We start from the raw sequence: 18,337 nt of genomic DNA, 5'->3' as shown, positions 1-18,337 counted from the left end.
TTCCGTCCGGGTATACGGATCCGCTCGCGGCTGTCACCTTATCCATGTCATACGTTTGTTGCACACGCTTGCATAAAAACGATTAGAGAGATGTGGAGTGGCAGGACGTGAGTCGGAAAGTTTTCGTCAGCGCGAAGGATGTTGCCGAACGAGCGGGTGTGTCGCGCTCCGCAGTGTCACGCACATTCACGCCGGGGGCTAGCGTCGCTGACGAAACGCGCAAGCGCGTCGTAGAGGCCGCGGAAGCGCTCGGCTATCATGTCAACCATCTTGCACGTGGACTGATGCGCAACGAAAGCGGGTTGGTCTGCCTGATCGTTTCCGAAATCGATACCCCCTATCGCGCCAATCTTATCCGCGAGCTCTCACGACAGCTTCAGAACGTTTCGAAGATCGCCATGCTGATCAATACGGATCGCGCCGATAAAAATGTCGATGATGCCTTGAGATTGGCCATCAGCTATCGTGCCGATGCCTCAATCGTCCTGTCGGGCATGCCGGACAAATCCATTACCGATCTTTGCGTCAAGAGCGGTCAGCGTCTCGTTCTGATCAATCGCGACGAACAGCGCGAAGGCGCTTTGATGATCAACCTGAATGATCGTGATGCGGCGCGCAGGGCATTCATCGCATTTCTTCGTGCCGGCTGCCGCAGCATGGCCTTTGCGAATTCCGATGCAGGGACACCGAGCCTTGTGGCGCGTGAGCAGGGATTTTGCGAGGCCGCCCGCGAGCATGGGGTCGAGGTCGTGATAGAACGCTTCGGGCCAACGCGGTATCAAAGTGGGGTCACATTGGCTCAACGGCTGCTCACCCGAGAAAAACGCCCGGATGCGATATTCTGCGCCAATGATCTGTTGGCCTGCGGGGTGATGGATACCGCGCGTCATCAGTTCAAGCTTTCGGTACCGGACGATCTTTGTGTGCTCGGATTCGATGATATCGAGCAATCCTCCTGGTCGTCCTATCACCTCACCACATTCGCACAGCCGGTCGAGAAAATTGCCCAAAAGGCTGTTTCATGGCTGGCCCAGCCAAGCCTGACCGATGATCATTCGTGCAAGCTCACTGCTGAACTGATCTGGCGCGGTTCCGTGAGGGGCGGATGAAGCAGACGAGGCCATTCCTCCGGTCTCGTCCTCTGTTTACGATATCATTGGATGCCTGATGGTGCGCGGATACCGGCAAGGATACCGGTATCCGCATCGACCACCCGGTGTCCGGGTTAAAAATCCCAGTCTTCGTCCTCCGTCGCCACCGCCTTGCCAATGACATAGGAAGAGCCGGAGCCGGAGAAGAAGTCGTGGTTCTCATCGGCATTGGGTGAGAGCGCCGAAAGGATTGCCGGATTGACCTTGCAGGCGTCGGCCGGGAACAGCGCTTCGTAACCGAGATTCATCAGCGCCTTGTTGGCGTTGTAATGCAGGAACTTTTTGACGTCCTCGGTCAGGCCGACGCCGTCATAGAGGTCTTCGGTGTATCTGGCCTCGTTGTCGTAGAGCTCCAGCAGCAGGTCGAAAGCAAAATCCTTGATCTCCTGACGTTTTGACTCCGGCAGAAGTTCCACGGCGCGCTGGAACTTGTAGCCGATGTAATAGCCATGCACGGCCTCGTCGCGAATGATCAGGCGGATCAAGTCGGCGGTGTTCGTAAGCCTTGCGCGGCTCGACCAGTACATCGGCAGATAGAAGCCGGAATAGAACAGGAAACTTTCGAGGAAGACCGAGGCGATCTTCTTCTTCAGAGGATCGCCACTTTCATACTGCTTCATGATCAGCGCCGACTTCCTCTGCAGGAATTCGTTTTCCTCCGACCAGCGATAGGCATCATCGACATCTGGCGTCGAGCACAGAGTGGAGAAAATGGAGGAATAGGAGCGCGCATGCACCGCTTCCATGAAGGAGACGTTGGAAAGCACGGCTTCTTCGTGTGGGGTGATGGCATCTTGCATGAGCCGCACGGCGCCAACGCCGTTCTGGATGGTGTCGAGCAGCGTGAGACCGGTGAAAACGCGGATAGTGAGCTGTTGCTCGTTCGGTTTCAGCGCCGCCCATGAGGGAATGTCGTTTGACAGCGGCACCTTTTCCGGCAGCCAGAAATTGCTGGTGAGCCGGTTCCAGACTTCAAGGTCCTTGTCGTCCTCGATACGGTTCCAGTTGATGGCACGAATGGCGGCGGCGGGCTTGACGGCGATGTTCATGGGATCGATTTCCTGAAGGATCACAGCGCACACGATACGCAGCCCTGCACTTCCGTGCCGGTCAGCGCCATCTGGCGAAGGCGGATGTAGTAGATGGTCTTGATGCCCTTCTTCCAGGCATAGATCTGCGCCTTGTTGATATCGCGGGTCGTGGCGGTATCGCGGAAGAACAGCGTCAGCGACAGGCCCTGATCGACATGCTGCGTTGCCGCCGCATAGGTGTCGATGATCTTCTCCGGCCCGATCTCGTAGGCATCCTGATAATAATCGAGATTGTCATTGGTCATGAAGGCCGCCGGGTAATAAACGCGGCCGATCTTGCCTTCCTTGCGGATCTCGATCTTGGACACGATCGGGTGGATCGATGAGGTCGAGTGGTTGATGTAGGAGATGGATCCGGTCGGCGGAACGGCCTGCAGGTTCTGGTTATAAAGCCCGCCTTCCATCACAGCGGCCTTCAGGTCCCGCCAATCGTCCTGTGTCGGAATATGGATGCCGGCGGTTTCGAAAAGTTCTGCGACACGCCCGGTTGCCGGCAGCCATTCGGCCTCGGTGTATTTGTCGAAATATTCGCCGGTGGCGTATTTCGAGTTTTCGAAACCTTTGAAGCTCTTGCCCTTCTCGACCGCTATCCGGTTGGAGGCGCGCACCGCGTGATAGGCAACCGTGTAGAAATAGATATTGGTGAAGTCGACGCCTTCTTCCGAACCATAAAAAATCCGTTCGCGGGCGAGATAGCCGTGCAGGTTCATCTGGCCGAGACCGATGGCGTGGCTGTCGTCATTGCCCTTGGCGACCGACGGCACCGAGGTGATGTTGCTCATCTCGGATACGGCGGTCAGCGCCCGGATCGAGGTTTCGATTGTCTGGCCGAAATCGCTGCTGTCCATGGCGTTGGCAATATTGAGCGAACCGAGATTGCAGGAAATGTCCTTGCCCATCTTGGCGTAGGAGAGGTCATCGTTGAATTCGCTTGCATCGCTGACCTGCAGGATTTCCGAGCAGAGATTGCTCATGGTGATGCGGCCGGCGATCGGGTTGGCGCGGTTCACCGTGTCCTCGAACATGATGTAGGGATAACCGCTTTCGAACTGGATTTCGGCGATGACCTGGAAGAACTCGCGCGCCTTGATCTTCTTTTTGCGGATGCGGCCGTCCTCGACCATTTCCTGATATTTCTCCGTCACCGAAATCTCGGTAAACGGCACGCCATAGACGCGCTCCACATCATGCGGCGAGAACAGGTACATGTCCTCGTTGTTGCGGGCGAGTTCGAAAGTGATGTCGGGTATGACGACGCCGAGTGACAGCGTTTTGATACGGATTTTTTCATCCGCATTCTCGCGCTTGGTGTCGAGGAAACGCATGATATCCGGGTGATGGGCATGCAGGTAGACGGCCCCGGCCCCCTGGCGCGCACCGAGCTGATTGGCGTAGGAGAAACTGTCTTCAAGCAGTTTCATCACCGGAATGACACCGGAGGACTGGTTTTCGATCTGCTTGATCGGCGCCCCCATTTCGCGAAGGTTGGTGAGCGACAGAGCCACGCCACCGCCGCGCTTGGAAAGCTGCAGCGCCGAATCATGTTGTCTTCGACGCGCAGGAGAAAGCAGGAGACGAGCTCGCCGCGCTGTTTTTTGCCGGCGTTGAGGAAGGTCGGTGTTGCCGGCTGAAAACGGCCGGATATGATCTCATCGACGAGATCGTGGGCGAGCTTCTCGTCGCCGCGGGCAAGCGCCAGCGCCACCATGCAGACACGGTCCTCGTAGCGCTCGAGGTAACGCTTTCCGTCAAAAGTCTTCAGCGTGTAGCTGGTGTAATATTTGAAGGCGCCGAGGAAGGTCGGGAAGCGGAATTTTTTATCATAGGCGTGGTCGAACAGGTCGCGGACGAAATTGAACGAATACTGATCCAGAACCTCCTGCTCGTAGTAGCCTTCGACGGTAAGGTAATCGAGTTTTTCTCGCAGGTTGTGAAAGAACACCGTGTTCTGGTTGACGTGCTGGAGAAAGTATTGCTTGGCCGCCTGCCGGTCACGGTCGAGCTGGATTTTGCCGCGCTCGTCGTAAAGGTTCAACATGGCGTTGAGGGCGTGGTAATCCAGCCCCGTTTCGGCCGGCTTGAGGGGCTTGTCGAGCACTAGCGTGTCCAAAATCGTTCCAATCCGTGTCTGACGTTATCGACATCTTGCTGCGTGCCCAGAAGCTCGAACCTGTAGAGAAAAGGCACTTGGCACTTTGCGGAAATAATGTCCCCGGCGATGCAATAAGCCGCGCCGAAATTGGTGTTTCCCGCGGCAATCACACCGCGAATGTTGGATCTGTTGTCCGCATCGTTAAGGAAGCGGATCACCTGTTTCGGCACGGCGCCCTTCTGTTCGCCGCCGCCATAGGTCGGAACGATCAGGACAAAGGGATTTGGCGCGCAAAGCATCTCGTCGCTGCTAATCGGAATGCGCCGGGCGGTCAGACCCAGCTTTGCCACGAACCGGTGGGTGTTTTCCGATTTCGTGGAGAAATAGACGATCTCACCCTCGGCCATGGTGCATCAGGCAAGTGCGCTGATCATGTCCGGCCGAAAGCCTGCCCAATGCTGCTCACCGGCAACCACCACCGGCACCTGCCGGTAGCCGAGGCCCTGCACCAGTTCATAAGCGTCGGCGTCGGTCGATACGTCGATGACGCTGTAATGAATACCCTGACGGTCGAGAGCGCGGGTGGTCGCGGTGCACTGGACGCAAGCGGGCTTGCTGTAGACTGTGATGGTCATGGTCGTTCCTTATGAAAAATGGGCATGGGTAAGCGTTCGGAGATCAGCCGATATCCGGGCGAAAACGATGGGAAATGAAGGTGTCGCTGATGATGGCTGAGCGTCAGACGCCCGTCATGCCAGCCCGTGCAGAAATGGCCCAGACCAGCATGGGGCTGCGGGCCGACGCGCCGACATTTTACCGAAACTCAAAAACATTAGACTTCACCCCGAAGCATTGAATACGGAGCATTGGGGGAAGCGCACACGCAGGATCATCCCGCACATATACGCGACCTTCCGGACACCCCGCCCGTGGACGTTTCGTGCAAGGCAGGTCTCCTGGCTTACGGGTCACGACATTCGCTCCGCCTTCCCAACGCTTTTGGCGTCAGTGGCCTGATTGATCGAATGCTCGCCGCTTACAGTTGCGGGGGCAGCTCCGGCATTGTGGCGCCCATCATGGGCTTCACGCACCGTATTCCCGTCTTAGCTTCCAAAGCGAATCGGAAGAACCTTGAACACTATATATAGTAGATGTGTTGAAAATTTCGTCAACAACTATGTCGCTCCGCCCCGGACAAAAGGCGGGGGGAATCTATGGCCGAGCTCCCGCATTGCTTTTTGGGCGAACTTTTTCACGCAAATTTATTTACGTATGAATCTTTAAATATTGACGCGCGTAAAATTTAGAACATATGATAATGCATCTGCCGGCAAGAGGAGGCCCGCTGGTGGATGTGTGCTCATAAGGCCTCAAGGACGGGGAGGAATGAATATGACCCTCAAGAATTTCGCAAAGACCCTGCTGGTTTCCGCCAGCCTTTCGCTTGCCGCCGTTGCGGCTCACGCCGAAGGCATCGGCGCTTCGCTGCTCACGCAGCAGCATCCTTTCTATAACGAGCTTGCCAAGGCGATCACCGCCGAAGCCAAGGCCAAGAACGTGTCGGTCGAAATCTCGATCGCCAACCAGGACCTGAACAAGCAGCTCGCCGACATCGAAGACTTCATCGTCAAGGGCGTCGACGTCATCATCATGTCGCCGGTCGACAGCAAGGGCGCTCTCGCAGCCGTTGCCCGCGCAGAAGCTGCCGGCATCAAGGTCATCACCGTCGACGTGCCGGTCGAAGGCGCCAAGGTTGCTTCCTATATCGGCACCGACAACTATGCCGGTGGCGTCAAGGCCGGTGAACTGATGGCCGAACAGCTCGGTGGCAAGGGCGAAGTCGCGATCATCGATTATCCGCTCGTGCAGTCGGTAGTGAACCGCGTCAACGGCTTCAAGGAAGCCATTGCCAAGCACCCGGACATCAAGATCGTATCGATCCAGACCGGCATTACCCGCGCCGAAGCGCTGGCCGTTGCCCAGAACATGCTGCAGGCCAACCCGGATATCGGCGGCATTTTCGGTTTCGGCGATGATGCGGCTCTCGCTGCTGCCGTTGCCGTCAAGTCGTCCGGCCTGACCGGCAAGGTCAAGGTCATCGGTTTCGACGGCATGCCGGAAGCCATCAAGGCAGTTGATGCCGATCCGGATTTCGTTGGCGTCATCCAGCAGTTCCCGGACCAGATGGGCAAGCTCGCCGTCGAAACCGCGATCAAGCTGAAGGCAGGCGAGGAAGTGCCGGCCGAACAGCCGATCGTACCCGGCGTCTACACCAAGAAGCAGTAAGTCCTCCCAAGACGCTCTGCGCATGAGGCGGTCTCCGTGTCGAGACTGCCTCCTCCGGTGGTCCGCTCCCCCAGGTGGGCCACCGGAAATCTGCAGGTCTTTCGAAGCTCTGCATGATCAGGAATAAGGAGCAGCTTGCGGCGCGATGATCGCGCGCGGCGCTCGTAGATAAGGTGACGCCATGGCAATTTCAGGCGACAACGTGATCCTCGAAATCAGCGACATGTCGAAGGAATTCGGCGCGGTCAAGGCACTGAAGAGCATGCAGCTCAAGGTTCGTCCCGGCCGTGTTCACACGATCCTCGGCGAAAACGGCGCCGGCAAATCGACACTGATGAAGATCCTGGCCGGCGTTTATCAGCCGACGACGGGATCGATCCTGCTCGATGGCCAGCCTTATGCGCCGACCAATCCGCAGGATGCCGCCAGGGCCGGCCTCACCATCGTGTTTCAGGAGCTCAGCCTCTGCAACAACATGACGGTTGCGGAGAACATTCTGGCGACGCGCGAGCCGTCTCGCGGCGGATTCATCAACGACAAGCTTTTGGTGCGCAAGGCGGCCGAACTGGTGAAGGAACTCGGCCTGCCGGTCTCGGTGACGGATCAGGTTGGCGATCTTTCGATCGCTCAGCGCCAGCTGGTCGAGATCGCCAAGGGTTTGAGCATCGACGCCAAGGTCGTCATTCTCGACGAGCCGACCTCCTCGCTCAGCGACAGTGAAGCCGAAATCCTGTTTCAGATCATTGGCCGCCTGAAGGAAAAGGGCGTCGCCATCATCTACATTTCCCACCGCATGGAAGAGATCATGCGGCTGAGCGACGACATCACCGTCGTGCGCGATGGCAGCTATATCACCACGCGCGACAAGACCGAGGTGACGATCGCGGAACTGATCGCGCTGATGGTCGGCCGCGACATGAACGAGATCTATCCGCCGCGTGACGTGGCCGCCCCCGCCAGCACGGAAAGGCCGGTTCTTTCCGTCAACGGCCTGTCACGTGGCGAGGAATTCGAAAACGTTTCCTTCGACGTGCGTCCCGGCGAAATTCTCGGCTTTTTTGGCCTTATCGGTTCCGGGCGCTCGGAAGTGATGAACACGCTGTTCGGCATGGCCCACGCCTTCGCCGGGACCGTTGCCATCGACGGCGCGCAGGTAAAAATCACCTCGCCGGTCGAGGCCATCGAACGCCGCATCGGTTTCGTCACCGAAAACCGTAAGGAAGAGGGCCTCGTTCTCAGTCACAGCGTCGAGAGCAATATTTCCATGGTGGCGCTGGATGGGTTTTCGAGCCTGTTCGGTTTCCTCAAGCGAAAGCGCGAGCGGGAAGCCGCCAAGGCCGAAGTTGCGCGCCTTTCCATCAAGACGGCCTCGCTCGATACCATTGCCGGCTCGCTGTCGGGCGGCAACCAGCAAAAAATCGTGCTGGCCAAATGGCTGCTGACCAAACCAAAGATGCTCATCCTCGATGAGCCTACGCGTGGCGTCGATGTCGGCGCCAAATTCGAAATCTACAAGATCATCCGCCAACTGGCGGCGGAAGGCACGGCAATCCTGCTGGTGTCCTCCGAACTTCCGGAAGTTATCGGCATGAGCGACCGCGTCGTCGTGATGAGCGAAGGCAAGGTGACGGCGATTGCCGATCCTGACCAGATGACACCGGAAAAGATCATGCACTTTGCCACGGGATTTGCATCATGAGTGACAAGAGCGCAGCCAGCGCCGCCTTCAAACAGGTCATGAAACAGTATGGCGGTATCTTTTTATCGCTGATCGTTCTGTGCGTGATCTTCTCCGTCACCAACGGACGTTTCATGTCGGTGGCGAACTTCTTGAACATCCTGCAGCAGGTGTCGGTCATCGCCATTGCCGCCTTCGGCATGACCTGGGTCATCCTGCTCGGTGAAATCGACTTGTCGATCGGCTCGATCATCGCCGTTGCCGGCATGGTCGGGGCGCAATGTTTCGCCTTCGGCATGAGTTTTGTGCCGGCGCTGATCCTGACGATTGCAGCCGGTGCCGTTCTTGGCCTCGCCAACGGCGTGCTGACGGCAAAATTCCTGCTGCCGTCCTTCATCGTCACGGTGGCGACCATGGGCATCTATCGCGGCATGGTCAGCTTGCCGACAAACGGCGCACCGGCGATGATCATGGAACCGAGCTGGACCGCCATCGGCACCCAGAGCTTTATCGGCATCCCGATCGTGATCTGGGTCGTCGCCGTGCTCTTCCTGTTCAACCATATCCTCTTGAGCAAGACAAAATTCGGTCGCCGCGCCTATCTGACCGGCGGCAACCGCGAGGCAGCGCTTTATTCCGGCATCAAGGTGGATCGCCTGAAGATCATCATCTTCATGATTTCCGGCGTCATGGCGGCAATCAGCGGTGTGCTGCTTTCCTCGCGCCTGTTCTCGGCGCAAACCAATGCCGGCATGAGCTATGAGCTTGATGCCATCGCCGCGGCCGTTCTCGGCGGCACCAGCCTTGCCGGCGGCGTCGGCACCATGATCGGCACGCTGATCGGCGCCCTTATCATCGGCGTCCTCAACAACGGCATGAACATGCTGTCGGTGCCTTACTTCTACCAGCTCATCGTCAAGGGCCTCGTCATCCTCGTCGCCGTCTATCTCGACGTGCGTTCGAAGCGCGCCAAGCAGTAATCAGCAGAGCAAAACAGCCATGTCGAAAATTCTCACCATCGGCGAAATCCTGGTCGAAATTGTCGCCACCAATCGCGGCAACGGTTTTCGCGAAGCCGTGCCGCTGATCGGCCCGTTTCCTTCGGGCGCTCCGGCCATCTTCATCGATCAGGTCGGTAAACTCGGCCAGGAATGCGCCATCATTTCGCGCGTTGGCGATGACGATTTCGGTTGGGTCAACATCAACCGCCTGACGGAAGATGGCGTCGATGTCTCCGGCATCGAAGTGTTAGCCATGGGCACGACCGGCAGCGCCTTCGTGCGCTACCGCGAAGACGGCGGCCGCAACTTTGTTTTCAACATCCGCAACAGCGCCTGCGGGGAAATCGAACTGTCGGACAAGACGCTCGCGCTCATCGACACCTGCACGCATATGCACGTCATGGGCACGGCATTGTACGCGCCAAGTGTCGTTACAAGCATCCTGACAGCCGTCGAGCGTATCAAGGCCGCCGGTGGCACCGTTTCCTTCGACCCCAACCTGCGTCCGGAAATTTTGGACAGTCCCGGCATGCGCGAAGCGTTGCAGACGGTTCTTTCCAAGACCGATCTGTTCATGCCGAGCGGCGAGGAACTGTTTCTGTTCGCCGAGGCGAAGACGGAAAAGGAAGCGGTTGCCGAACTGCTGGCCAAGGGCATCAAGGCCATCGTCGTCAAGCGCGGCGACAAGGGCGCCAGCTATTTCGACAAGGACACCCAGGTCGACCTTTCCAGCTACAAGGTCGAGGAAATCGACCCGACCGGTGCAGGCGATTGTTTTGGCGCCACCTTCGTCACCTTCTGGCTGAAGGGCATGCACCCGGCCGAAGTGCTGCGTTATGCCAATGCCTCGGGCGCCCGCGCGGTTACCAAGGCCGGCCCGATGGAAGGGGCTTCTACCCGCGCCGAACTCGACGCACTCATTCAAGCGCAAGGAAATGCCTGACATGCAACAGAGCTACCTCACCGACATCGCCGACTGGTACAATGGTTCTGGCGTCAAGGGCATTCCGTCGATCTGCTCGGCGCATCCGCTGGTCATCGAGGCCTCCATGCTGCATGCCATGAAGCAGGATGCCTATCTGCTGGTCGAAGCCACCTGCAATCAGGTCAACCAGGATGGCGGCTACACCGGCATGACGCCGGCCGATTTCCGCGCCTTCGCGGAAGAGATCGCGAAGAAGGTCGGTTTCCCGATCGAAAAGCTCATCCTCGGCGGCGACCATCTCGGCCCCAATCCGTGGAAGAACTTAGCTGCCGAAGAGGCGATGGCTAAGGCCTGCGTGATGATCGAGGCGTTTGCGCTGGCCGGCTTCACCAAACTGCATCTCGACACCAGCATGGGCTGCGCCGGCGAACCGGTCGCCCTGCCGGATGCTCTGACCGCAGAACGCGCCGCACGTCTTGCCGCCGTGGCTGAAGCCGCGCTGAAGGGCTCGGATGGCGTCAAGCCGGTCTATATCGTCGGCACAGAAGTGCCGATCCCCGGCGGCGCCATGGAAGAGCTTGATGTGCTCGAAGTCACCAAGCCGGAATCCGCCCGCGAAACCATCACCATCCACGCCAAGGCTTTTGAAGCTGCCGGCGTAACCGACGCCTTCTCTCGTGTCGTTGGCGCCGTCGTGCAGCCGGGCGTCGAATATGGCAACGAGAATGTCATCCCCTACGAGCCGGAAAAGGCCAAGGCGCTCAGCGCCACGCTGTCCGACATGCCGGGCATGGTGTTCGAGGCGCATTCCACCGATTACCAGACCCGCGAAATGCTGCGCCAGCTGGTGCTGGATGGTTTCGCCATCCTGAAGGTCGGTCCCGGCCTCACCTTTGCGCTGCGCGAAGCCTTTTACGGCCTCGACCAGATCGCCGAATTCCTGTTTGCCGGAAAACGTTCGGAAACGCTGATTGCCACCGTCGAACGTGTGCTGACGGCGGATCCGAAGAACTGGGACAAATATTACCACGGTTCGGAAGCCGAAAAGCATATCCAGCGCCATTTTAGCTACAGCGACCGCGTCCGTTATTACTGGCCGCAGCCGGAGATCGACGCTGCCGTCAAAACGCTATTCGACCTGCTGGATGGCGTCGAAATCCCCGAGACGCTGATCAGCCAGTATCTGACCGGCGCCTATGTACCGGTGCGCGACGGCAAGGTTCAGCCGAAGGCTCGTGAGCTCGCTCTTGCCGCCGTTGACCGCGTGCTGGAAGATTATTTCGAAGCCTGCCGCGCGTAAACGCGCGGCTTGCACCGGCGCAGGAGTTTTGATTGAACTGCGTCGATAATTTCAATCGATTAGCAATGCGGGTGGGACGCCAATGTCAGATAAACCCATCGGGGAGTCCATCAAGACGCCCATCAAGACGATGGAGGACTTTTCCGAGTTTGTCGGATTGTCCCGCCCGACTGTGTCCAAATTTTTCAACGACCCGAATTCGGTGCGCCCGAAGACGCGCGGCCTGATAGAGGCGGCGCTGAAGGAAAGCGGTTTCCGGCCGAACATGTTCGCCGTCAACCTCAATCGCCGTCGCAGCAATATCATCGGGATCATCATTCCAAATTCGACCGACCCATTCTACATGGCGCTGACACGCCGCGTCGAACTGATCGCCAACGCGGCGGGCTTCCTTGCCTTCGTGCTGTCTTCGGACGGCAATGCCGAAATCGAAGCGCGGGCCATCGAAACGCTGAAGTCGATGAATGTTGCCGGTGCTATCATCGCGCCGCTTGGCGTTCAGTCACAACATGAAACCCTGAAGGCGCTCGGAGAATCCATCGCGCTGGTTTACGTGGACTCTCCGCTCGACGAGACCTCGCCGTTTGTCGGGACCAATAACCGCCAGAGCTTTCAGCTGATCGTCGATTATCTCGTTCGCTCCGGTGAACCGCCCTGTTACCTCGGCATGCCGCCGGTCAACACCAATGCCGCAACCCGCGAAACCGCCTATGTGGAGGCGATGCGGCAATTGAAGATGGAGCCGATCCTTCTGGACACGGCCCATGACGGCAGCTGGGATTTCGAGCGTTTCGGCTATGAGGAAACAGCGCGGTTCCTCAACGCTGGCGGTTTTCCGACGAAAACCATCCTCTGCGCCAATGACCGCGTTGCCTTCGGTGCTATTTCGGCCGCCTATCAGCACGGCTTGAAGATCGGCCAGTCTGCCGGCAGCGATATCCGCATCGCCGGCCACGACGACCATCCGCTGTCGCGTTACGCCTGTCCGCCGATCACCACAGTTGCACAGAATTATAACGAGATCGGCCGTCTGGCGATGGATCTCCTGTTTCGCAAGCTGGATGAGTTGGAGGGCGCGGAAACAACGAAGGAGAGCGAACGTATCCTGCTCAACGCCGAAATCATGCTGCGGGAATCGGCCTGACGTTATCGACAGGCCGTTTGCAGTTACGGTGGCGTGCCGATCAGCCGCTCATATTCCTTTTCGCATTCGCCATAGACATCATGGGCAAAGGCTTCTAGCGCGACGCGGTCACGCACGATTATGACGCCGCGCTCGGAATAGATCAGCTTCTTGCCTTCCAGCATGTGAAGCGCGGTCGTCACGCTTGGACGGCGCACTGCCAGCATGATCGACAGGAATTCATGGGTCAGACTGATCTCGTTGCCATCAGTGCGATCGTGACACATCAAAATCCAGCGGGCCAGACGCTCATCGATATGGTGGACGGCGTTGGAGAGAGCAGTATAGGCGCTCTGCACCAGCAGGGACTGCGCGTAACGCGCCAGAAACGCATGCAGGATGCGGTCTTCCTCGAGGATTTTCTGGAAGGCTTCGCAAGGAATGCGATAGGCCTCGCCCTGAACCTGCATGAAGATCGAGTAAGGGTCCTGGCCAGCATCGAGCACCAGTGATGCGGGCGTCATGCCATCGCGACCGATCACGCCGATCTCGGTTTGCTGGCCTTCGGGTGACCGCGCCACGATGGAAGCGATACCGGCTTCCGGGAAATAGGCAAAAGGACAGGCTTCGTTGGGTTTTGAAAGCTCGAAAGCGCGCGGCAGATCCACCAGTTCCAGTTGATCGCGCAGCCGTCCAAAACTGTCGGCAGACATCAATCGGAGCAGGTTGTTCCGAACCATGTCTTGCCGAATCTCACCCATCAAACATTCCCGAATGCAGTGCTCTTTCGAAACGGCGACTGCCCTTCGTTGGTTCCATCTATGGTCATCGAATCCGGCAGGCAACCCGCTGGAACAGCTCGGTACGGTATCGGACACAAACAGATTATCCGCATTGAGAACGTTACATTAGTTCTCAACCTCAAATCGGCCGAGCTTATGCATGTTCCCCTGAACCGACCTGTCCTGCTTCTCGAAGATCAGCCGCTGATCGCACTCGATCTCGAAGATCTACTGCTGCAGGCCGGAATGCGGGAAGTGATATGCCTTCGGTCGGTGGAAGAGGGGCTTTCCTGGCTCGAGACTGCAAATCCCTCCGTGATCATTGTCGATTATCACCTGAGCGATGGCGCTAGTCTTTCCATTCTTGCATTGGCAAAAGAACGGCATATTCCCTGCGTCGTTCATTCGGCCGTGCCATTGCCGGATGATGGCGATCGAAATCTGATCGCAGGCATGCCATGGCTGGACAAGCCAAGTGATCCGGACGTTTTTGTCGAGACGGTGCTGGCCACGGCGCAATTGCAACACGTATAAGACGCTCAGCGGGAGCGAAAATCACCCAGCAGTCGAGCATACTCGTGTTCGCTCACTCCATATGCATCATTGGCGAAAGCTTCCAGGCCCTCACGATCGCGTACAATAATCGTGGCGCGCTGCGAATAGATCAGTTTTTCCCCTTCGAGAACATGCAACGCCGTCGTCACGCTCGGGCGGCGTACAGCCAGCATGATAGACAGAAATTCATGGGTCAGGGACATCACGTCGCCGCCCAGCCGGTCGTGGCACATCAGCACCCAGCGCGCCAGACGTTCGTTGACGGAATGCACGGCGTTGGACAATGCCGTTGTTGCTGCCTGCGCGCCAAAGACCTGCGCCCAGCGTAACAAAAGCGCATGCAGATGCGGGCGTTCAGCCATGAGTTCGTCGAGCTTTGTACGCAAAATCCGATAGCCGCGCCCATCCACCTGCATGACGACGCGATAGGGATTGCTGTCAGCGCCCAATACCGCAGATGCTGGGCTCATTCCCTCACGGCCAAAAACGCCGATCTCAGTCTGTTGTCCTGCGGGTGAAACAATGACGGTGGAGCCGATGCCATCCGTTGGAAAATAACAATAGACGGTTTCTTCTCCCGGAAGCGACAGTTCCAACTTCTGCGGCAACGCGATTTCCTCCAGCCAAGGCTGGAGAGCGGCGAGATCGTCGGCGTGAAGCGACGCCAGAAGGCGATTGGGCTTGGACATGGGATCAGTCCTTGTTTCGGTTCAGCCGGCCGGCAGATGGTTGTTCAATTCATATAACGCGGCAGGTTCGTATCGGTGCCATTGGTGGACGACGTGGGGGAGTTGTTTCCCAAGCCAAAACCATGGAAATCCGCAAAACTGCGATTTGCAAATGTTGCAGCATTTTCAGGTGGATCTGGTGCTCCGGTCGGTGTTTCTCCATCTTGCCCGTCCCATGGAAGAAATTTCTCGGTACGTGCGATCGAAGGAATGATTTGCGCTTCGACATATGCTGCCATGGGAGAATATTTTAAGCTGCGCTGCAGCATAATCTTGTGGCGCGTCTAATTTTCAAGGTTTGGCCGCCACTGTGTATCATCCCCGCGACCGACAGATTTCAGGATCCCGATGACCCACGTACTTGACCAGAAAGCGCTCGACACGCTGTTTGTTTCCGCGCGCTCACAGAACGGCTGGCTGCCCGGCGATGTGTCCGATGAAACGCTGAAAGAACTCTACGAACTGGTCAAGATGGGCCCGACGTCGGCCAATTGCTCGCCGGCTCGTTTCGTTTTCGTCAAAGGACCTCAAGCCAAGGAGAAGCTCAGGCCCGCTCTGTCTTCAGGCAATCTCGAAAAGACGATGGCTGCACCGGTAACGGTAATTGCAGCCTACGATGCCGAATTCTACGAAAAGCTGCCACAGCTTTTCCCGCATGCGGATGCGCGCAGCTGGTTCACATCCAGCCCGGCCGCCGCAGAAGAAACCGCTTTTCGTAACGGCACCTTGCAGGCCGCGTACCTCATTCTTGCCGCCCGCTCGCTCGGTCTCGATGCCGGGCCGATGTCCGGTTTCGACAAGCCGAAGGTGGATGCCGAGTTTTTCTCTGGCACAACCTGGAAATCGAACTTTTTGATCAATCTCGGACATGGCGATCCGGCAAAAGTCTTTGCCCGTCTGCCGCGCCTCGATTTTGCCGATGCCTGCCAGATTTTGGGAGAATGAGGGTGCAGGGACAGGCTATCTCACACGCCGTTGAAAACACAGAAGAGGCCCGCCGCGTGGAATATCGCGATGCCATGGCAAGGCTCGGCGCTGCGGTCCACATCGTCACGACATCCGGTGCTGCCGGCCGCGCCGGTTTTGCCGCTACCGCGGTCTGCAGCGTTTCCGATAGCCCGCCGACCTTGCTCGTCTGCCTCAACAAGACTTCAAGCGCCTATTGGCCGGTCAAGGGCAATGGCACGCTCTGCGTCAATGTCCTTGCCGATGAACATCGCGAGCTCAGCCGCCTGTTCGGTGGCAAAACGCCGGTGGAAGAGCGTTTTGCGGGCGCCAGCTGGACGGAACTGCCAAGCGGTGGTCTGGCGCTCGACGGCGCGCTCGCATGCTTCGATTGCGAGATCATCTCGGTGGCTGATGGTCACAGTCACGATATCCTGATCTGCCGCGTCATGGAGACGCAGATGCGTGAGGGCGGGAAGTCGCTGATTTACCTCGATCGTGATTATCGCATCGTCTGATCAGCCATCGAAGCCGAGGCTTTTCGATGCCGTCTGACCCGCGTCCAGCAGGATTCGCACATAGGTCGATTTACGGGCAGGATCGAAGCGGAACAGTGGAAAGGAAATGCTGATCGCCGCGATCGATCTGCCGAGATGGTCGCGTATCGGCACGGCCATGCACCGCACGCCAGCCTCGCTTTCCTCCACCTCTTCCGAATAACCGTCCTCGCGGATACGATTCAACTGGTCGCGAAGAGCGCCGACATCGGTGATCGTTTTCGGCGCCATCTTTTCAAAGCTCATCTTCGAAAGCCTGTCGGCAATCTCGGTTTCGTCTCGAAAGGCCAGAAGTGCCTTGCCGAGCGAGGTGCTGTGCAGCGGATTGCGTTTGCCGAGCGGCGAATTCATCGAGAGATTATAGGCGCTGTCGTATTTGTGGATATAGGCGACGCGCTGTTCGCGTTCGTCCATTACGCCGAGATTGATGGCCTCGCCGGTCTCGCGTGACAAAAATCCCATGGCGCGGTCGGCCACCTGCAGCAGATGTGTCTGGCCGCGCAAAGTGCGCGCGCCAAGCCCGAACAGCTTCAGCGTCAGACGATATTTATCGGTCTCTTCCTCCTGTTCCACATAACCGAGATCGACCATGGTCTGCAGCAGGCGGTGGGTGGTGGCCTTGGATGTCATTGCATGCTGGGCGATATCGGCCAAGCTCGATCGACCGTCATCCGCCAGTGTTTCCAACACCGAAAAGACTTTCAGCACCGCAGCCACATTATCGGGTTTGTTGCGAGAAGCGTCAGACATCACTCGTTCCAAAAAATATGAAATCGTATTCTGAAATTGTTTGAATGCGCTGTCAAGTCGCACCGTTTCTATCGAAAATGCCCTAATTGTCAGTGGTTTCGCGGACGAGAAATAGAAAATACGAAGGGCTATTGCATTTCATTTTTTTGTATGGTTCCTTTTTAAAAATGAAATCGCGTTTCGATTTCTTTGCTGGACGAGGAGGTCCGGCCACCTGGAGGGGTACTGCTTTGACGATGCATGCGCTGTTGCGACAGAAGGATTATGTGGCGCCGCGGAAAGAGGTGATGAGCCTGATCCAGCGGCTTGCCGACAATCTCGTCGCAATCGAGGACAAGACGGGCGAGTTCCTGCTGCGGCTGGACGATGGCCGGGTGATCGACACCAAGGGCTGGGCCGGCTGGGAATGGACCCATGGCATCGGCCTCTACGGCCTCTTCAATTACTGGCAGCAGACCGGCGACCAAAAGACGCTCGATATCATCACGTCATGGTTCGATGCCCGGCTTGCCGAAGGTACGCCGACCAAAAACGTCAACACCGTGTGCCCCTTCCTGACGCTCGCCTGCCTTTATGAGCTCAACCCCAATCCGGCGTGGAAACCCTATCTGGAGACCTGGGCGGAGTGGGTGATGCATGAAATGCCGCGCACGAGCGAAGGCGGTTTGCAGCACATCGTTTATAACAACGTCAACCATCAGCAGATGTGGGACGACACGCTGATGATGAGCGTCATGCCGCTCGCCAAGATCGGCCTGCTTCTCAACCGCCCGGATTATGTGGAGGAAGCAAAATATCAGTTCCTCATCCACACCCAGTATCTGGCGGACCGCAAGACCGGCCTGTGGTTCCACGGCTGGACCTTTGACGGCAACCATAATTTCGCAGACGCGCTATGGGCCCGGGGTAATTCCTGGATCACCATCGCCATCCCGGAGTTTCTCGACCTGCTCGACCTGCCGGAAGGTGATGCCTTCCGTCGCCACCTGATTTCCACGCTTAAGCGTCAGGCGGAAACGCTGGCGGAGTTGCAGTCGTCGTCGGGCCTCTGGCACACCTTGATTAATGACCCGCAGAGTTATCTGGAATCCTCGGCCGCTGCCGGATTCGGTTATGGGCTGATGAAGGCCGTTCGCAAGCGATATCTCGGCCCGGAATACCTGCCCGTTGCCCAAAAAGCGGTTCAGGGTGTCATCGGCCATATCGATGCGGCAGGTGAATTGCAGAATACGTCTTTCGGCACCGCCATGGGATCGGATCTCGACTATTATCGCCAGATCAAGCTGACGGCGATGCCTTACGGACAGGCGATGGCGATCCTCTGCCTGTCGGAATACCTGCGTTCCTACATCTGACGACTGGCCCGGTTTGCC

Annotated in this window: 19 protein-coding genes, 1 pseudogene and 1 riboswitch; of the genes and pseudogenes, 12 read left to right on the top strand and 8 right to left on the bottom strand. The window is 57.8% G+C overall.

Features of this window, described 5'->3' with window-relative positions:
- Nucleotides 1-107: 107 nt before the first annotated feature.
- Nucleotides 108-1,109: a LacI family DNA-binding transcriptional regulator gene (locus tag GAO09_RS21670; RefSeq protein WP_324184867.1), complete on the top strand. Its 1,002-nt coding sequence runs from the start codon at nt 108-110 to the stop codon at nt 1,107-1,109.
- A 116-nt stretch (nt 1,110-1,225) separates the two neighbouring features.
- On the opposite strand, the gene nrdF is transcribed toward GAO09_RS21670, so the two are convergent.
- The 4 genes and pseudogenes from nrdF to nrdH all read right to left on the bottom strand — a co-directional run bounded on the left by nrdF (nt 1,226) and on the right by nrdH (nt 4,969).
- On the bottom strand, nt 1,226-2,209 hold the full coding sequence (gene nrdF, locus GAO09_RS21665; protein WP_324184927.1) for a class 1b ribonucleoside-diphosphate reductase subunit beta: 984 nt from the start codon (nt 2,207-2,209) through the stop codon (nt 1,226-1,228).
- 11 nt (nt 2,210-2,220) lie between these two features.
- Nucleotides 2,221-4,280, bottom strand: a pseudogene (nrdE, locus tag GAO09_RS21660) (class 1b ribonucleoside-diphosphate reductase subunit alpha).
- Nucleotides 4,281-4,339: 59 nt separating this feature from the next.
- On the bottom strand, nt 4,340-4,741 hold the full coding sequence (gene nrdI, locus GAO09_RS21655) for a class Ib ribonucleoside-diphosphate reductase assembly flavoprotein NrdI (RefSeq protein WP_153357401.1): 402 nt from the start codon (nt 4,739-4,741) through the stop codon (nt 4,340-4,342).
- Between the two features lie 6 nt (nt 4,742-4,747).
- Nucleotides 4,748-4,969: a glutaredoxin-like protein NrdH gene (nrdH, locus tag GAO09_RS21650; RefSeq protein WP_153357398.1), complete on the bottom strand. Its 222-nt coding sequence runs from the start codon at nt 4,967-4,969 to the stop codon at nt 4,748-4,750.
- A 74-nt stretch (nt 4,970-5,043) separates the two neighbouring features.
- Between nrdH and GAO09_RS21645 the strand changes: the two genes are divergently transcribed.
- From GAO09_RS21645 to GAO09_RS21615, 7 genes are all read left to right on the top strand, one after another.
- Nucleotides 5,044-5,190 (top strand): hypothetical protein, encoded by a 147-nt coding sequence (locus tag GAO09_RS21645; protein WP_153357395.1) that lies wholly within the window; start codon nt 5,044-5,046, stop codon nt 5,188-5,190.
- 73 nt (nt 5,191-5,263) lie between these two features.
- A riboswitch (cobalamin riboswitch) is annotated at nt 5,264-5,483 on the bottom strand.
- Between the two features lie 243 nt (nt 5,484-5,726).
- A complete protein-coding gene (locus tag GAO09_RS21640) occupies nt 5,727-6,620 on the top strand; it encodes a substrate-binding domain-containing protein (RefSeq protein ID WP_209018785.1) in 894 nt (297 codons plus the stop codon).
- A gap of 181 nt (nt 6,621-6,801) precedes the next feature.
- Nucleotides 6,802-8,319, top strand: a complete 1,518-nt coding sequence (locus tag GAO09_RS21635; protein WP_153357390.1) for a sugar ABC transporter ATP-binding protein — start codon at nt 6,802-6,804, stop codon at nt 8,317-8,319.
- Nucleotides 8,316-9,278 (top strand): ABC transporter permease, encoded by a 963-nt coding sequence (locus GAO09_RS21630; protein ID WP_153357387.1) that lies wholly within the window; start codon nt 8,316-8,318, stop codon nt 9,276-9,278. Before GAO09_RS21635 ends, GAO09_RS21630 begins: the two co-directional genes overlap by 4 nt.
- Nucleotides 9,279-9,297: 19 nt before the next feature.
- Entirely contained in the window at nt 9,298-10,242 is a 945-nt protein-coding gene (locus GAO09_RS21625; protein WP_153357382.1) for a tagatose kinase, read from the top strand.
- 1 nt (nt 10,243) lies between these two features.
- Nucleotides 10,244-11,524 carry a D-tagatose-bisphosphate aldolase, class II, non-catalytic subunit gene (locus tag GAO09_RS21620; RefSeq protein ID WP_153357379.1) on the top strand — a complete coding sequence of 427 codons (1,281 nt, stop codon included), beginning with the start codon at nt 10,244-10,246 and terminating at the stop codon, nt 11,522-11,524.
- 130 nt (nt 11,525-11,654) lie between these two features.
- The gene (locus tag GAO09_RS21615) at nt 11,655-12,668 is read left to right on the top strand and encodes a LacI family DNA-binding transcriptional regulator (protein ID WP_153357587.1); all 1,014 of its coding nucleotides are present in this window, start codon (nt 11,655-11,657) and stop codon (nt 12,666-12,668) included.
- A gap of 23 nt (nt 12,669-12,691) precedes the next feature.
- Here GAO09_RS21615 and GAO09_RS21610 read toward each other — a convergent pair whose 3' ends face one another.
- Nucleotides 12,692-13,408: a Crp/Fnr family transcriptional regulator gene (locus tag GAO09_RS21610; protein WP_235938371.1), complete on the bottom strand. Its 717-nt coding sequence runs from the start codon at nt 13,406-13,408 to the stop codon at nt 12,692-12,694.
- 60 nt (nt 13,409-13,468) lie between these two features.
- Between GAO09_RS21610 and GAO09_RS21605 the strand changes: the two genes are divergently transcribed.
- The gene (locus GAO09_RS21605; protein ID WP_153357374.1) at nt 13,469-13,963 is read left to right on the top strand and encodes a response regulator; all 495 of its coding nucleotides are present in this window, start codon (nt 13,469-13,471) and stop codon (nt 13,961-13,963) included.
- Between the two features lie 5 nt (nt 13,964-13,968).
- Here the strand turns inward: GAO09_RS21605 and GAO09_RS21600 are convergent, their stop codons facing one another.
- On the bottom strand, nt 13,969-14,673 hold the full coding sequence (locus GAO09_RS21600; RefSeq protein WP_153357371.1) for a Crp/Fnr family transcriptional regulator: 705 nt from the start codon (nt 14,671-14,673) through the stop codon (nt 13,969-13,971).
- Nucleotides 14,674-14,717: 44 nt separating this feature from the next.
- The gene (locus GAO09_RS21595; protein ID WP_153357368.1) at nt 14,718-14,951 is read right to left on the bottom strand and encodes a hypothetical protein; all 234 of its coding nucleotides are present in this window, start codon (nt 14,949-14,951) and stop codon (nt 14,718-14,720) included.
- 109 nt (nt 14,952-15,060) lie between these two features.
- On the opposite strand from GAO09_RS21595, the gene GAO09_RS21590 reads away from it, so the two are divergent.
- On the top strand, nt 15,061-15,657 hold the full coding sequence (locus GAO09_RS21590) for a malonic semialdehyde reductase (protein WP_153357365.1): 597 nt from the start codon (nt 15,061-15,063) through the stop codon (nt 15,655-15,657).
- A complete protein-coding gene (locus GAO09_RS21585) occupies nt 15,654-16,175 on the top strand; it encodes a flavin reductase (RefSeq protein WP_153357362.1) in 522 nt (173 codons plus the stop codon). Before GAO09_RS21590 ends, GAO09_RS21585 begins: the two co-directional genes overlap by 4 nt.
- Here the strand turns inward: GAO09_RS21585 and kdgR are convergent, their stop codons facing one another.
- Nucleotides 16,176-16,964 (bottom strand): DNA-binding transcriptional regulator KdgR, encoded by a 789-nt coding sequence (gene kdgR, locus GAO09_RS21580; RefSeq protein ID WP_153357359.1) that lies wholly within the window; start codon nt 16,962-16,964, stop codon nt 16,176-16,178.
- Between the two features lie 287 nt (nt 16,965-17,251).
- Here kdgR and bglB point away from each other — a divergent pair, with 287 nt between their 5' ends.
- The gene (gene bglB / locus GAO09_RS21575) at nt 17,252-18,319 is read left to right on the top strand and encodes a beta-galactosidase BglB (RefSeq protein ID WP_235938370.1); all 1,068 of its coding nucleotides are present in this window, start codon (nt 17,252-17,254) and stop codon (nt 18,317-18,319) included.
- Nucleotides 18,320-18,337 lie beyond the last annotated feature (18 nt).

The sequence above is a fragment of the Endobacterium cereale genome, from assembly GCF_009617585.1.
Lineage (GTDB): Bacteria > Pseudomonadota > Alphaproteobacteria > Rhizobiales > Rhizobiaceae > Neorhizobium > Neorhizobium cereale.
This window is presented reverse-complemented; position numbering and strand designations above follow the sequence as displayed.

Coding starts and splice junctions, on each gene's coding strand:
- nrdI (WP_153357401.1), bottom strand. CDS start 4,741: ATGGCCGAGGGTGAGATCGTCTATTTCTCCACGAAATCGGAAAACACC.
- nrdH (WP_153357398.1), bottom strand. CDS start 4,969: ATGACCATCACAGTCTACAGCAAGCCCGCTTGCGTCCAGTGCACCGCG.
- GAO09_RS21645 (WP_153357395.1), top strand. CDS start 5,044: ATGAAGGTGTCGCTGATGATGGCTGAGCGTCAGACGCCCGTCATGCCA.
- GAO09_RS21640 (WP_209018785.1), top strand. CDS start 5,727: ATGACCCTCAAGAATTTCGCAAAGACCCTGCTGGTTTCCGCCAGCCTT.
- GAO09_RS21635 (WP_153357390.1), top strand. CDS start 6,802: ATGGCAATTTCAGGCGACAACGTGATCCTCGAAATCAGCGACATGTCG.
- GAO09_RS21630 (WP_153357387.1), top strand. CDS start 8,316: ATGAGTGACAAGAGCGCAGCCAGCGCCGCCTTCAAACAGGTCATGAAA.
- GAO09_RS21625 (WP_153357382.1), top strand. CDS start 9,298: ATGTCGAAAATTCTCACCATCGGCGAAATCCTGGTCGAAATTGTCGCC.
- GAO09_RS21620 (WP_153357379.1), top strand. CDS start 10,244: ATGCAACAGAGCTACCTCACCGACATCGCCGACTGGTACAATGGTTCT.
- GAO09_RS21615 (WP_153357587.1), top strand. CDS start 11,655: ATGGAGGACTTTTCCGAGTTTGTCGGATTGTCCCGCCCGACTGTGTCC.
- GAO09_RS21610 (WP_235938371.1), bottom strand. CDS start 13,408: ATGGGTGAGATTCGGCAAGACATGGTTCGGAACAACCTGCTCCGATTG.
- GAO09_RS21605 (WP_153357374.1), top strand. CDS start 13,469: ATGGTCATCGAATCCGGCAGGCAACCCGCTGGAACAGCTCGGTACGGT.
- GAO09_RS21600 (WP_153357371.1), bottom strand. CDS start 14,673: ATGTCCAAGCCCAATCGCCTTCTGGCGTCGCTTCACGCCGACGATCTC.
- GAO09_RS21595 (WP_153357368.1), bottom strand. CDS start 14,951: ATGGCAGCATATGTCGAAGCGCAAATCATTCCTTCGATCGCACGTACC.
- GAO09_RS21590 (WP_153357365.1), top strand. CDS start 15,061: ATGACCCACGTACTTGACCAGAAAGCGCTCGACACGCTGTTTGTTTCC.
- GAO09_RS21585 (WP_153357362.1), top strand. CDS start 15,654: ATGAGGGTGCAGGGACAGGCTATCTCACACGCCGTTGAAAACACAGAA.
- kdgR (WP_153357359.1), bottom strand. CDS start 16,964: ATGTCTGACGCTTCTCGCAACAAACCCGATAATGTGGCTGCGGTGCTG.
- bglB (WP_235938370.1), top strand. CDS start 17,252: ATGAGCCTGATCCAGCGGCTTGCCGACAATCTCGTCGCAATCGAGGAC.